This window comes from Mesorhizobium sp. (assembly GCF_024509055.1).
Taxonomy (GTDB): domain Bacteria; phylum Pseudomonadota; class Alphaproteobacteria; order Rhizobiales; family Rhizobiaceae; genus Mesorhizobium.
Genome location: NZ_JANINM010000496.1, coordinates 1 through 11,671, shown reverse-complemented (window position 1 = coordinate 11,671; position 11,671 = coordinate 1). Strand labels below are relative to the sequence as shown.

General features: G+C 64.8%; 14 protein-coding genes and 1 pseudogene. 3 read left to right on the top strand and 12 right to left on the bottom strand.

The features are described from left to right. Window positions 1-2 precede the first annotated feature (2 nt). The 6 genes from Q0L57_RS29280 to Q0L57_RS29255 all read right to left on the bottom strand — a co-directional run bounded on the left by Q0L57_RS29280 (window position 3) and on the right by Q0L57_RS29255 (window position 4,818). Window positions 3-1,757: an ABC transporter permease subunit gene (locus Q0L57_RS29280; protein ID WP_296746572.1), complete on the bottom strand. Its 1,755-nt coding sequence runs from the start codon at window positions 1,755-1,757 to the stop codon at window positions 3-5. 9 nt (window positions 1,758-1,766) lie between these two features. Then, entirely contained in the window at window positions 1,767-2,057 is a 291-nt protein-coding gene (locus Q0L57_RS29275; RefSeq protein WP_296746571.1) for a hypothetical protein, read from the bottom strand. A gap of 344 nt (window positions 2,058-2,401) precedes the next feature. Continuing rightward, window positions 2,402-2,827, bottom strand: coding sequence for a DUF1178 family protein (locus Q0L57_RS29270; RefSeq protein WP_296746570.1), 426 nt, complete (start codon window positions 2,825-2,827; stop codon window positions 2,402-2,404). Next, window positions 2,824-3,690 carry a carbon-nitrogen hydrolase family protein gene (locus Q0L57_RS29265; RefSeq protein ID WP_296746569.1) on the bottom strand — a complete coding sequence of 289 codons (867 nt, stop codon included), beginning with the start codon at window positions 3,688-3,690 and terminating at the stop codon, window positions 2,824-2,826. The genes Q0L57_RS29270 and Q0L57_RS29265 overlap by 4 nt, the downstream gene beginning before the upstream one ends. Before the next feature lie 2 nt (window positions 3,691-3,692). Next, window positions 3,693-3,956: a glutaredoxin 3 gene (gene grxC / locus Q0L57_RS29260; RefSeq protein WP_296746568.1), complete on the bottom strand. Its 264-nt coding sequence runs from the start codon at window positions 3,954-3,956 to the stop codon at window positions 3,693-3,695. Between the two features lie 61 nt (window positions 3,957-4,017). Continuing rightward, a complete protein-coding gene (locus tag Q0L57_RS29255; protein WP_296746573.1) occupies window positions 4,018-4,818 on the bottom strand; it encodes a ComF family protein in 801 nt (266 codons plus the stop codon). A 64-nt stretch (window positions 4,819-4,882) separates the two neighbouring features. On the opposite strand from Q0L57_RS29255, the gene Q0L57_RS29250 reads away from it, so the two are divergent. After that, the gene (locus Q0L57_RS29250; RefSeq protein ID WP_296746567.1) at window positions 4,883-5,755 is read left to right on the top strand and encodes a methyltransferase domain-containing protein; all 873 of its coding nucleotides are present in this window, start codon (window positions 4,883-4,885) and stop codon (window positions 5,753-5,755) included. Window positions 5,756-5,885: 130 nt separating this feature from the next. Here Q0L57_RS29250 and Q0L57_RS29245 read toward each other — a convergent pair whose 3' ends face one another. The 5 genes from Q0L57_RS29245 to argJ form a co-directional block, all read right to left on the bottom strand. Further along, entirely contained in the window at window positions 5,886-6,065 is a 180-nt protein-coding gene (locus Q0L57_RS29245; protein ID WP_296746566.1) for a Flp family type IVb pilin, read from the bottom strand. 114 nt (window positions 6,066-6,179) lie between these two features. Beyond that, entirely contained in the window at window positions 6,180-6,497 is a 318-nt protein-coding gene (locus Q0L57_RS29240; RefSeq protein ID WP_296746565.1) for a hypothetical protein, read from the bottom strand. Between the two features lie 98 nt (window positions 6,498-6,595). Continuing rightward, entirely contained in the window at window positions 6,596-7,018 is a 423-nt protein-coding gene (locus Q0L57_RS29235) for a (deoxy)nucleoside triphosphate pyrophosphohydrolase (RefSeq protein ID WP_296746564.1), read from the bottom strand. Then, on the bottom strand, window positions 7,015-7,794 hold the full coding sequence (locus Q0L57_RS29230) for an N-acetyltransferase (protein ID WP_296746563.1): 780 nt from the start codon (window positions 7,792-7,794) through the stop codon (window positions 7,015-7,017). The genes Q0L57_RS29235 and Q0L57_RS29230 overlap by 4 nt, the downstream gene beginning before the upstream one ends. Then, window positions 7,794-9,035: a bifunctional glutamate N-acetyltransferase/amino-acid acetyltransferase ArgJ gene (gene argJ / locus Q0L57_RS29225; protein WP_296746562.1), complete on the bottom strand. Its 1,242-nt coding sequence runs from the start codon at window positions 9,033-9,035 to the stop codon at window positions 7,794-7,796. Before argJ ends, Q0L57_RS29230 begins: the two co-directional genes overlap by 1 nt. 186 nt (window positions 9,036-9,221) lie before the next feature. Here argJ and Q0L57_RS29220 point away from each other — a divergent pair, with 186 nt between their 5' ends. Next, the gene (locus tag Q0L57_RS29220) at window positions 9,222-9,815 is read left to right on the top strand and encodes a TetR/AcrR family transcriptional regulator (protein WP_296746561.1); all 594 of its coding nucleotides are present in this window, start codon (window positions 9,222-9,224) and stop codon (window positions 9,813-9,815) included. A 61-nt stretch (window positions 9,816-9,876) separates the two neighbouring features. Here the strand turns inward: Q0L57_RS29220 and Q0L57_RS29215 are convergent, their stop codons facing one another. Then, the gene (locus Q0L57_RS29215; protein WP_296746560.1) at window positions 9,877-10,794 is read right to left on the bottom strand and encodes a peptidylprolyl isomerase; all 918 of its coding nucleotides are present in this window, start codon (window positions 10,792-10,794) and stop codon (window positions 9,877-9,879) included. A gap of 262 nt (window positions 10,795-11,056) precedes the next feature. Here Q0L57_RS29215 and Q0L57_RS29210 point away from each other — a divergent pair. After that, window positions 11,057-11,671 (top strand): annotated as a pseudogene (locus tag Q0L57_RS29210) (preprotein translocase subunit SecA); the annotation flags it as partial.

Here is an 11,671-nt window from a genome sequence, read left to right as displayed (position 1 = left end):
GGTCAATCGAGGCGCAGCCGGCGCTCTGCATAGACGTAGAGCGGGCGCCACAGGGTGCGGTTGAAGAGTGTGACGAAGAGCGACATGACGGCGATGCCGAGCACGACACGCGGAAAGTCACCTGCTTCGGTCGCCTTGGCGATGTAGGCGCCAAGACCGTAGGCCTCGAGCTTGGTGTCACCCCAGCTCGCCAGCTCGGCGACGATGCTGGCGTTCCACGAGCCGCCGGAAGCGGTGATGGCGCCCGTCACGTAATACGGGAAAATCCCCGGCAGGATGACACGCCGCCACCAGGTCCATGAGCGTATCTGGTAGACCGAGGCCGCTTCCTTGAGGTCGGTGGGAAAGGCGGAGGCGCCCGCTATCACGTTGAACAATATGTACCACTGCGTGCCCAGCACCATGAGCGGCGACAGCCAGATGTTCGGGCTGACGCCGGTGGCAACGATAGCGACGACAGCGAAGGGAAACAGCACGTTCGCAGGGAAGGCAGCCAGGAACTGCGCCAGTGGCTGGACGCGTTCGGCAACCGCCGGCCTGAGCCCGATCCAGACGCCGATCGGCACCCAGATGACGCTGGCGACCGCGATCAGGACGATGACGCGCAGCAGCGTCACCAGGCCGCCGCCGAATGCCTCCTTCGCGTCGCTCCAGGACAGGGTCTGGCGCATATAGTCGAAAGCGATCCAGGCGCCCCACGCCGTCAGGATCAGGACAAGCACCAGCCAGAGGCGATCGATGACCCGGCTCGCGCGGCCGACCTCGGCCGATCGGGCTTTCGTCCTGCCACCGTCGAGACGGATAAGCATCAGGCGGTCCCAGGCCCAGCCGAAGGGGATCATCAGCCGCTTCAGCAGCCGGGTACGGATTATCATGCTGTAGACCCAGGAACGGGGCTTGTCCTGGCTCGCCGTCTGCTCGAAGCGGAACTTCTCCGCCCAGGCGACGATCGGGCGGAACAGCAGCTGGTCATAGAGCACGATCAGCACCGCCATCGCCAGCACGGCCCATGCCACGGCTGTGAAGTTCTTCTGGTCGATGGCCAGCGCCAGGTAGGATCCGATGCCGGGAAGCTGGACCGTCGTGTTGCCGACGGTGATCGCCTCCGAAGCCACGACAAAGAACCAGCCGCCCGACATCGACATCATCGTGTTCCAGATCAGCCCGGGCGCCGCGAACGGCGCCTCGAGTTTCCAGAATCGCTGCCATGCGGACAGCCGGTAGCCCCGGCTGACCTCATCGAGGTCGTTCGGAACGGTGCGCAGCGATTGATAGAAGGAGAAGGCCATGTTCCAGGCCTGGGCGGTGAAGATCGCGAAGATCGACGCGCACTCGGCGCCGAGCTGGCTGCCCGGAAACAGCCCGATGAAGAAAGTGACGGTGAAGGTCAGGAAGCCCAGCACCGGCACCGACTGCAGGATATCGAGCGCCGGGATGATCACAAGCTCGGCGCGCTTGCTCTTGGCGGCGAGCGTCGCCACGATGAAGGTGAAGATGAGCGAAGCGATGATCGCCGCGAACATCCTGAGCGTCGTGCGCAGGGCATATTCGGGCAGATGGCCGATGTCGAGCGAGACCGGGGCCATCTGCAGCGCCTCGAGCGAGGCCCGCATCTCGTGCGACCCCCGCAGGACAAGCGCGATCGTCGCGATCACCAGGGCGAATGCGACGACGTCGTAGCTGTTGGGCAGGAGACGGGAACGGACGAAGGCTGCGACGGCGCTCTGCTCCGGACGGTCTTGAGGAAGAAACACCATGGCGGAACCTCAGCGGAGCAGGGATGACGCGCGGCGCACCGCAACGGCGGCAACGCCGCGCCTGACGACGGGGATTCGCCGGCGACCGGAGCCATCTTCGGATGCGATGCCGCGCTCCGCTTGCCAGCGGCATTCGAGCCTGCCGCTCGTGGGGTCGCGCCGCCATACCGCGCGCAGTGCGAAATTCGGCGCCCCGCGCCGGAACGGCAGAACACGCGCGCTGGTCGAGGACCGGGCCATGGGCGCCTTGCCGACGGACGGCATCTCGTCCTTGCCGTGGAAGACGAAAATCTTGTTCATCACTCACCTCCTGGGACCGCTATCGACCGTCCCACGGGCGAGCCGACGAGCTAGGCCCGTTCGATGCTCGCCTGGCAGACTGCGCCAGCGGCGATCCGGTTCGATGCATAGCTGCCCGGCCACGCGCGAAAACGCTGACCGGACAGCTACTCGGGTAGCTGTCCATCTGTTCTTGGTTCCAAAGCGATCACTGTTGCGAAGGCACAGACCTTCTCCCACCGCCTTGCGAGACGGTCAATTTGGCGGTGGTATACTTGAATATACGAAGGTATAGACGCCGCGCCCGGCCCAATGGACCGCTTGCGCAATCGCAGCCTGGAGAGCGTCAAGCGCTCCCGCTGTCGCTAATTGCGATCGTCGGGAAAACCGGGAATCGGCATGAATTCGACGCCGTCCTCTATAAGGCCTTTGGCCTCTTCCGGCGTGGCCTCGCCATAGATGCCGCGCGGATCGGTCTCGCCGAAATGGATCTTGCGCGCCTCCTCGGCGAACTTGTCACCGACATAGTCGGCGTTCTCGCGCACCTTGTCGGCCAGCGCCTTGAGCTGCGCCAGCGCCTGCTTCTGCGCCTCGCCCATGGCCAAGGCGACCTTTTCCTGCTTGCGCGAGGTCGAGACGGCCGGCGCCATCAGCGCCTTTTCTATCTTGTGCGAGCCGCAGGCCGGGCAGTCGACGAAACCGCGCTTCTTTTGCGTGTCGAAATCATCATTGCTGCGGAACCACGCTTCGAACTCGTGCTCATGTTCGCAGATCAGGGAAAAACGGATCAAGAGGCTGCACCCCTGAGGCGCGACGGCTCCGCCGCGCCAGCATTGACGGTGAAATCGCGTGCGTTCTTGAGATTGGGTATCTTGCGGCGCGCGGCCGCGGACTGGGCCGGATCGATTTCGGCCACGATCACCGCCGGCTCGTCATGCGCGGCTTCCGCGATGATACGCCCCCATGGGTCGACGATCAACGAATGGCCATAGGTCTCGCGGCCGTCCTCGTGCAGGCCGCCTTGCGCGGCCGCCACGACATAGGCGCCGTTCTCGATCGCACGCGCCCGCAAGAGCACGTGCCAATGTGCCTCGCCGGTCTGGCGCGTAAAGGCGGCGGGTACGGACAGGACGTCGGCGCCGGCCAGCGCCTCGGCCCGGAACAGCTGCGGGAAACGCAGGTCGTAGCAGACCGCGAAGCCTAGCCTCGCGCCCTTGATGTTCGTGACGACCGCTTCCAAACCCGGCTCGTAGGAGGCGGACTCGCGCCAGCTCTCGCCATTGTCGAGGTCGACATCGAACATGTGGATCTTGTCGTAACCGGCGACCATGGCGCCGTCCGGCGCGAACAGGAAGGCTCGGTTGGCGAGCTTGCCGTCGGCGCGACGGATCGCCGTCGAGCCGACATGCAGATAGATGCCGAGTTCCTTCGCCAGCCTCCGCGCCGTGGCGACGACGACATCCTTGTCCTCGGACATGAACGCGGCAGCGCCTGCCTGCTTGTCGCGGATCAGCGCGCCCGTCATTTCCGGCGTCTGCACGTAGGTGGCGCCCAGGCCCGCGGCCTCGCGCACCAGCCGTTCCATATCCTCGGCGTTGCGCGCCGGATTGGTGCCCGAGCGCATCTGCACGGCCGCGACCTTGAAGGAACCCATCGTCATCTCCCGTTGGCAAGCATGGCGTCCAGCCGGCCTTCCGCCTCCAGTTCGTGGAGGTCGTCACAGCCGCCGACATGACTGTCGCCGATGAAAATCTGCGGAAAGGTGGTGCGCCCATGCGCGCGCGAAATCATTTCCTGGCGCAGTTCCGGCGAGAAGGAAGCGTCGTGCTCGGTATAGGCCACACCCTTGCGGTCAAGCAGCCGCTTGGCGGCTGTGCAGTAACCGCACATCATACGGGTGTAGATCGTCACATCGACCATCGGCCAGCAATCCTGCTCATGCATGCGCAAAAGACATGCAAAAAACGACAACTCAACCAGCCTATATAGTCGCGGACTCGTCAGCTCGGAAGTCCCCCGGCAACACACGGGCGAAGGTGAGAATGTCGACCGTTCCGGCGCCGCCTCTCTTCAGCGCCTTGGCGACCGCGCGCACGGTGGCGCCGGTTGTGTAGACGTCGTCGATGACGAGCACCCTGCGGCCGGCGACCTCGATCTCGGCTTCGGGCCGGACGCGGAAGGCGGCGCGCACGTTCTCCTCCCGCTCGTGCCGCTCCAGCCCGACCTGCTGGCGGGTCAGCTTCACGCGCCTGACCGCCGCCGGTGAAAACGGCAGGCCGGAGAGCTTCGACACCGCTCGCGCCAGTTCCGCCGACTGGTTGAACTGGCGCCGAAAGAAGCGCCGCCAGTGCAGCGGAACAGGCACGACCACGTCGGCGTCCGCGATCAATTCCGCGCCGGCTCGCACCATCCAGCGCGCCATCCAGGGCGCGAGATCGGTGCGATCCTGGTATTTCAGCCCCTGCACCATCTGGCGCGCGACCCCTGAATAGACCGCCGCGGCCCGCGCCCGCTCGAACGGCGGCGGATCGGCGATCGCCTCGGCGGACAGGAAGCCTTCACCCATGTCGTGCGTGAACGGAGTGCCCATGACCGGGCACCAGGGCTTCTCCAGCAATCGGAGCTTCGGCCAGCAGGCGCCGCACAGCACCCCGGGCTGCGACACCTGCCGGCGACAGCCGGCGCAGACCGGCGGAAACAGCATTCGCGCCGGCCAGCCGAGTGCCCGGCGCGCGAGACTCGCGACAGCGACGGTCTTGATCTTCTCCAGCGGATCGGCCACGTGATTGAAACCCCCGCGCACCATAGCACCACTCCGGGTCGCGCGGACAACAGGAACCTATCCATTGCAGCCCTTGATCGATACCGAGCTTTGGCTTGCGCATAAGCGCCGGGCGCTTGCGCACCCGATCGCCGGCGCCGATTTTCTGATGCAGCGGGCGGCAGAGGACCTGGCCGACCGTCTCGACGCCGTCGAACGCCGGTTCGGCAAGGCGGCGGCGCTGTTCTGCCAGACGCCGGCGGCAGTCGAGGTGATCGCGGCAAGCGGCAAGGTGGGCGACATCGTACGCGTCGAGGCGGACGAGGCGTTCGTCGGCCCCGGCAACGGTGTGGTGACGCCGCTCGAAACCGTGCCGTTCGAAGCCGAAAGCCTCGATCTCGTCGTCTCGTTGCTGTCGTTGCAGGCGATGAACGACATTCCCGGCGTTCTTGCACAGATCCGTCGTTCGCTGCGGCCCGACGGGCTCTTCCTCGGCGCTTTTGCTGGCGCTGGCACGCTTGCCGAGCTTCGCGAGAGCCTGCTGACCGCCGAGACCGAGCTCCATGGCGGCGCCAGCCCGCGCGTCCTGCCGTTCACCGACGTGCGCGACGCGGGCGCTCTGCTGCAGCGCGCTGGCCTGGCGCTTCCAGTGGCCGACGTCGAAACAGTCACGGTGCGTTACGATTCGCTGTTCAGCCTCGCCGCCGATCTGCGCGCCATGGGTGAAACCAACCCGCTTCTCGACCGCAGCCGGCGGCCGGACACAAGGCGGCTGTTCGCGCGCGCCGCCGAAATCTATGCGGAACGATTTTCAGATCCGGACGGCCGCATCCGCGCCAGCTTTTCGATCGTCTGGCTGTCCGGCTGGGCGCCCGACGCCTCGCAGCAGAAGCCGCTCAGGCCCGGTTCGGCGAAAGTCTCGCTCAAGGCGATTCTGGAGAAGCCGGCAGAACGTTGAGTCCTGCGCGGCCGGAACAGTTCCAGGAACAACACACTGCGGCTTCCGTCCAGGATCGCTAAAAACAACCACCTCAGGAGTGATCGGCCGCTCTGCTCGGATGAACCCCTCCGATGCCGGACCGGTGTCGTCAGGGGGAGAAGGCTTGGACAAGCCTGCTGCTGTTGTCGCTGAATAGCCACTGGAGGGCGCTGGCGGCCTGGCCGACACCACCGATGATGGCCAGCGACAGCACCGCGACGATCAGGCCGTATTCGATGGCCGTGGCGCCCGTTTCATCTTTAACGAATTGCTGCAGCAGGTTTTTCATGGTCGTCGATCCCTCATGCAGAAATTCTAATGTCCTACCCGTTAAGAAAGGTTAACAGCAAAAGCTTAACAGCGAATGAAACAGGCCTGTCCCGAAAAAGTCATTAACCAAAAATCAGCAGTCGCCGTGACGGCTGCCGTCGTTGCGGATCACGCAGATGGAGCTTGGCAGCGGCTGGAGCACGCTGCGACGCAGTGTGTAGATGTCGCGATGACCGATCGAGCCGGTGCTTGCCATGTCGAGGCCGCTTGCGAAGCTGTCACGAGCGCTTTGCGAACGCGTCTGGCTGTCCAGGAAGGGCGTGGCGATCAGCGCCAGCGCCACAGCGGCGGAACCAAAGAGCAGCGTGATCCGCAAAATGCCCATGCCGGCATCCACGGCGCGGAAACCCCGGTCGGGCCGGATCGAATCCCAGTCTCTCTCGAGGCTCATGAATTGGCTCCAAACAAAGCGGACGCTTCGTTCAATTTTTCACGTCGAGATAAATCTTCCATTAACGCTGCCTAAAACAGACAAAGCGGCGGCGGGGATTACAGAAGGTCGATGAGGAACTGGACCAGCGGCGCGTCGGCTGGGGGCATCGGATAGTCGCGCATCTGGCGCGGCCTCACCCACTTCAGTCCTTGCCCTTCCCTCGGCTGGGCGATGCCCCGAAACCGCTGGCAGATATAGAGCGGCATCAGCAGGTGAAAGTCGTCATAGGAGTGGCTGGCGAAGGTGAGCGGCGCCAAGCAAGGAATTTCGGTCTCGACGCCGAGTTCCTCATGGAGCTCACGGACCAGGCATTCTTCGGGAGTCTCTCCCGGTTCTACCTTGCCGCCGGGAAACTCCCAGAGGCCAGCCAGCTGCTTGCCTTCGGGGCGCTGCGCCAGGAGCACGCGCCGGTCGGCGTCGACCAGCGCGCAGGCAGCGACCAGCAGCAGGCGCCTGCCGGATGGCTTGATCTCGCTCATGCGCCGGGCGGCCTTCGATAGTGGTAGCGGTAGACTTCCTCGAAGCCGAGCGACCGGTAAAGCGCCAACGCCGGCACGTTTCCGGCTTCGACCTGCAGCCAGGCCTCGCGCGCGCCGCGCAGCCTGGCCCATTTCAATGCCGACAGAATGAGGTTGCGGCCATGGCCCTTCTTGCGTGCCGACTTTTCGGTGGCGACCTCGAACAGCCCGGCAAGATCGCCATCATGGACGCAGATCAGCGTCGCCAGCGGCTCGCTGCCGTCTTCGAGCGCGAACAGCCCGGCTTCCGGTTGGATGGCGCCGATGACTTCCGACAGGCCCGGCCGCAGGGAGGCATCCGAGCCGCTCGTCTTGAGAAGCGCGCCGATGAAGCGGCTGATGTCCTTAAGCGGAATTTGGTCCATGGCTTCGCCAAGCTCGGCTTCCGCCAGCGGCAGCCGCATGACCAGCGATTCGTCGAACCGGTTCCAGCCGGCCTCGTCGAGATGCTTGGACAGCATCTGCCCCGACAGTGGCGACATCCGGAATGTCAGCGGCCGGCCATAAGCGTCGAACCGTCGGCTGGCGCGCACGATGCGTTCAGCGACGTGATCGGTGTCGCCAGGATCGAGCGGATTGACCGAATTCAACCGCTTGGCGGGATGGCCGGCCGTCAGCCGCACCAGCCAGGTGCCGTCGTAATGCACAGCAGCCGCGGGCCATGCGCGGAAACCCGCCGCCTCGTAGCGGCGCACCATCGCAAGCACGCTCCCCGGATGCCTGGACACAGGCGCCATCAGCTCCGGTAGTCGCCGTTGATGGCGACATATTCCTTGGTGAGATCGCAGGTCCACACCGTCGCCTTGCCGCGGCCGATGCCAATATCGGCGCGGATGCGGATGTCGTCGCGTTTCATATAGGCCGAGGTCGCTTCCTCCGAATAGGCCGGATCGCGCTCGCCCTCGAACGCCAGCCGGTTGTCGCCGAACCAGATCGACAGGCGGTCCCGGTCCGCCGGCTCGCCGGCCTTGCCGACGGCCATGACGACGCGACCCCAATTGGCGTCCTCGCCGGCGACCGCCGTCTTGACCAGCGGCGAATTGGCGATCGAGAGCGCGATGCGCTTGGCCGAGCGCGCCGATTTCGCGCCGGTCACTGTAACCTCGACTTGCTTGCGCGCGCCCTCGCCGTCACGCACCACTTGCAGCGCCAGCGACTTCAGCACCTTGCCGAGCGCGCGGCGGAAGGCGCCGAGCCGCGCATCCTTCGGATCGCTGATCACCGGAGCGCCGCGCGCGGCCGCCTTGCCGGTGGCGAAGAGGAGCAGCGTGTCGCTGGTCGAGGTGTCGCTGTCGACGGTGACGGCGTTGAAGGTTTTGGCCGTGCCGCGTGACAGCAGGTCCTGCAGCACCGGAGCGGCGATCGGCGCGTCGGTGGCGATGAAGGAAAGCATCGTCGCCATATCCGGCGCGATCATGCCGGCGCCCTTGGCGATGCCGTTGATGGTGACGTCGGTCTCGCCGAGCCTCACCGTCTGCGTCGCCACCTTCGGATAGGTGTCGGTGGTCATGATGGCCTTGGCCGCCTCGGTCCACGAATCCAGCTTGCCGTCCGTCACCAGGCCGGCCAGCAGATGGCTGAATTTGTTGGTGTCCAGCGGTTCGCCGATGACGCCGGTGGAGGCCAGGAACACCTCGTTCTCGCCACAGCCCGCGGCCTTTGCCGCCGCTTCGCCGGTCAGCGCCGTCGAAGCCTTGCCCTTCTTGCCGGTGAAGGCATTGGCATTGCCGGAATTCACCACCAGCACGCGCGCCTTGCCGGCGGGCAGGTTCTGGCGGCAGTAGTCGACCGGCGCCGACGGGCATTTCGACCGGGTGAAGACGCCGGCCACGGCCGTTCCCGGATCGAAGACCATGGCGAGCAGGTCGGTACGGTTCTTGTATTTGATCCCGGCCTCGGCGGTCGCGATGCGCACGCCCTCGATGACCGGCATCTTGGGGTATTTCTTGGGTGCAAGCGGCGAAATCGTAGCGGACATCGGGACCCCGGAGCGGCAAGAACGCGAAAAGAAGGCCGGTTTGCCCGATAGCGCGGCCCGGCGCAAGGGGCGTCTGGCCGCGCGTCTGCTGCCAGGCCGACGCCTCCGCAACCTAAAACGGATCGTTTCGTTTCATCTCCGGACCCAATATGATTGCCAACAGATTCACCGGCTAAGGAAGGCGAAATGGGTGACGCCGCGGCCCGCGGGCGCAAATCGATCGGCGCCAGGCGCAATCCCGAAAGCGCCGACGCCATCCTGGAGGCGGCTGAAGCCGTGCTTGGTGAAGACGGCTATTCCGGCTTCTCGATCGAGGCCGTCGCGCGACGCGCGCGCGCCGGAAAACCGACCATCTACCGCTGGTGGCCGAGCAAGGCAGCGCTGCTGATCGAGGTGTATAAACGCCAAAAGCGCGTCGAGACGCCCGATACTGGAAACATCGAGGAAGACCTTGTCGGCTTCCTCAAGAACCTGTTCGTGCATTGGCGCGATAGCCCGTCGGGCAAGATCTTCAGATCGGTGGTCGCCGAGGCGCAATCTGACGAGACCGCCGCTGTGGCGCTGGCCGACTACACGAGAGGGCGCCGCAGTCATACCAGTCAGATGATCGAGCGCGCCAAGGCTCGCGGTGAAGTCGCGGCGGATATCGATGCCGGGATCGTGGCGGACCTGATCGCCTCCTTCGCCTGGAGGCATTTGTTGACGGATCGCCTCGACGAGGACGAAACGACGATCCGCACCGCCGTCCGCTACATCACGCGCGGAATAATGGCCGCCTGAAGCCTGAAAAGCGAAAGGGCGCCCAAAGGCGCCCTTTGCAGGATTGACATCCGGCTGCGGATTACTTGCCGTTTTCCAGCGTGTCGACCGCTGCCTTCAGCTTCCCGTCCGGGATCTCGACCTTGGCGGCCGAGCGCAGTTCCTTGACCATGGCGAAATACTTGTCGCGGATCACCGCCTGCTTGGCCTGGTCCTTGACGTCGTCGAAAGCCGGCGGCTGCTTGGCGCGCTTGTCCTCGACCTTGATGACGTGCCAGCCGAACTGCGACTGCACCGGCTCCTTCGAATATTTACCAACCTCGAGCGCGAACGCCGCCTTGTCGAACTCCGGCACCATCTGTCCCGGGCCGAACCAGCCGAGGTCGCCGCCATTGGTCTTGCCGCTCGGGTCGCTGGTGTGCTCGTTGGCGAGCTTCTGGAAGTCGGCGCCGCCGTCCAGTTCCTTGATGATCGCCTGGGCTTCTTCCTTCGTCTTCACGAGGATGTGACGGGCGTGGATTTCGTTGACCGGCGGTGTGTTGGCGATTTCCTGGTCGTAGCGGGCGCGCACATCGGCATCCGTCACCTTGTCGACGACGTCCTTCTCGACCACTTCGCCATGCAGGGCGCGCTGCTGAAGGAACGCCATGCGACGCTGGAAATCCGGATCCTTGTCGAGACCGCTGTCGACGGCCTTCTTGGCCATGACGCGTATCTCGATCGCCGCCGAAAGCGCCGCGGCGCGGCGCTGCTCCGGCGGCAGCTGCGCGAATTGCTGCGACAGCTCGCCTTCAGCCAGCGCAAGGTCAGCCTCGGTCAGCTTTTCGCCGTTGATGGTGGCGACCACGGCATTCGGGTCGACGGGAGCGGCGGCAGGCGCGGCGGCGTCCGGCTGGGCCGGAGCGGTCTCCTGCGCCATCAGCGGCGACAGCGAAAGAGCCGAGAGCCCTAAGGCCAGGCCAAGGCCGGCGAGCGACGCACGGCGGAACAACAGGGACATCAAGTTTAACTCCAATGGGGATTGCCAATAGGGATGCTTGAGCGGAACAGGTTCCAGATCAATCTGATTGTGGCGGAATTTGGCGCTGCCCATAGGGCTAACGCAGCGTTGACATCGTTTGAGCCCCCTCTTATCTGTCCAACGACTTTGCGTCCAGAACCGTTTTCCGGGCGCTTTTTGCGTTTGTCCGCATTCACGCGGATTTGATGGGGCCGCCCGGCACCCGTCGCAACGACTAAAATGCTATCGAAAGGACCATTGGATGGTCAGTCTCGGCGGTCTCGCCCGTAAGGTTTTCGGTTCTTCCAATGACCGCCGTGTCAAGTCGACCCGGCCCAGGGTCGAAGCCATCAACGCCATGGAAAACGAGATGCGGGCGCTTTCCGATGCCGAGCTTGCGGGGCGCACGGAAAAGTTCCGCCAGGATCTCGCCAACGGCGCCTCGCTCGACGACCTCTTGATCCCGGCTTTCGCCACGGTGCGCGAAGCGGCCCGCCGCGTGCTCGGCATGCGGCCTTTTGACGTACAGCTGATCGGCGGCATGGTGCTGCACAATGGCGGTATCGCCGAGATGCGCACCGGCGAGGGCAAGACCCTGGTCGCCACCCTGCCGGTCTATCTCAACGCTTTGGCCAGCAAGGGCGTGCATGTCGTTACCGTCAACGACTACCTCGCCAAGCGCGACGCCGAATGGATGGGCCGCGTCTATAAATTCCTCGGCCTGACCGTCGGCATCATCGTCCACGGCCTTTCCGATGATGAGCGCCGCGAGGCTTACGCTTCCGACGTCACCTATGCCACCAACAACGAGCTCGGCTTCGACTATCTGCGCGACAACATGAAGTACGAGCGCTCGTCGATGGTGCAGCGCGCCTTC

Coding starts and splice junctions, on each gene's coding strand:
- Q0L57_RS29265 (WP_296746569.1), bottom strand. CDS start 3,690: ATGGGTTCCTTCAAGGTCGCGGCCGTGCAGATGCGCTCGGGCACCAAT.
- Q0L57_RS29275 (WP_296746571.1), bottom strand. CDS start 2,057: ATGAACAAGATTTTCGTCTTCCACGGCAAGGACGAGATGCCGTCCGTC.
- Q0L57_RS29240 (WP_296746565.1), bottom strand. CDS start 6,497: ATGAGCCTCGAGAGAGACTGGGATTCGATCCGGCCCGACCGGGGTTTC.
- Q0L57_RS29235 (WP_296746564.1), bottom strand. CDS start 7,018: ATGAGCGAGATCAAGCCATCCGGCAGGCGCCTGCTGCTGGTCGCTGCC.
- grxC (WP_296746568.1), bottom strand. CDS start 3,956: ATGGTCGATGTGACGATCTACACCCGTATGATGTGCGGTTACTGCACA.
- Q0L57_RS29245 (WP_296746566.1), bottom strand. CDS start 6,065: ATGAAAAACCTGCTGCAGCAATTCGTTAAAGATGAAACGGGCGCCACG.
- Q0L57_RS29230 (WP_296746563.1), bottom strand. CDS start 7,794: ATGGCGCCTGTGTCCAGGCATCCGGGGAGCGTGCTTGCGATGGTGCGC.
- Q0L57_RS29215 (WP_296746560.1), bottom strand. CDS start 10,794: ATGTCCCTGTTGTTCCGCCGTGCGTCGCTCGCCGGCCTTGGCCTGGCC.
- Q0L57_RS29220 (WP_296746561.1), top strand. CDS start 9,222: ATGGGTGACGCCGCGGCCCGCGGGCGCAAATCGATCGGCGCCAGGCGC.
- Q0L57_RS29280 (WP_296746572.1), bottom strand. CDS start 1,757: ATGGTGTTTCTTCCTCAAGACCGTCCGGAGCAGAGCGCCGTCGCAGCC.
- argJ (WP_296746562.1), bottom strand. CDS start 9,035: ATGTCCGCTACGATTTCGCCGCTTGCACCCAAGAAATACCCCAAGATG.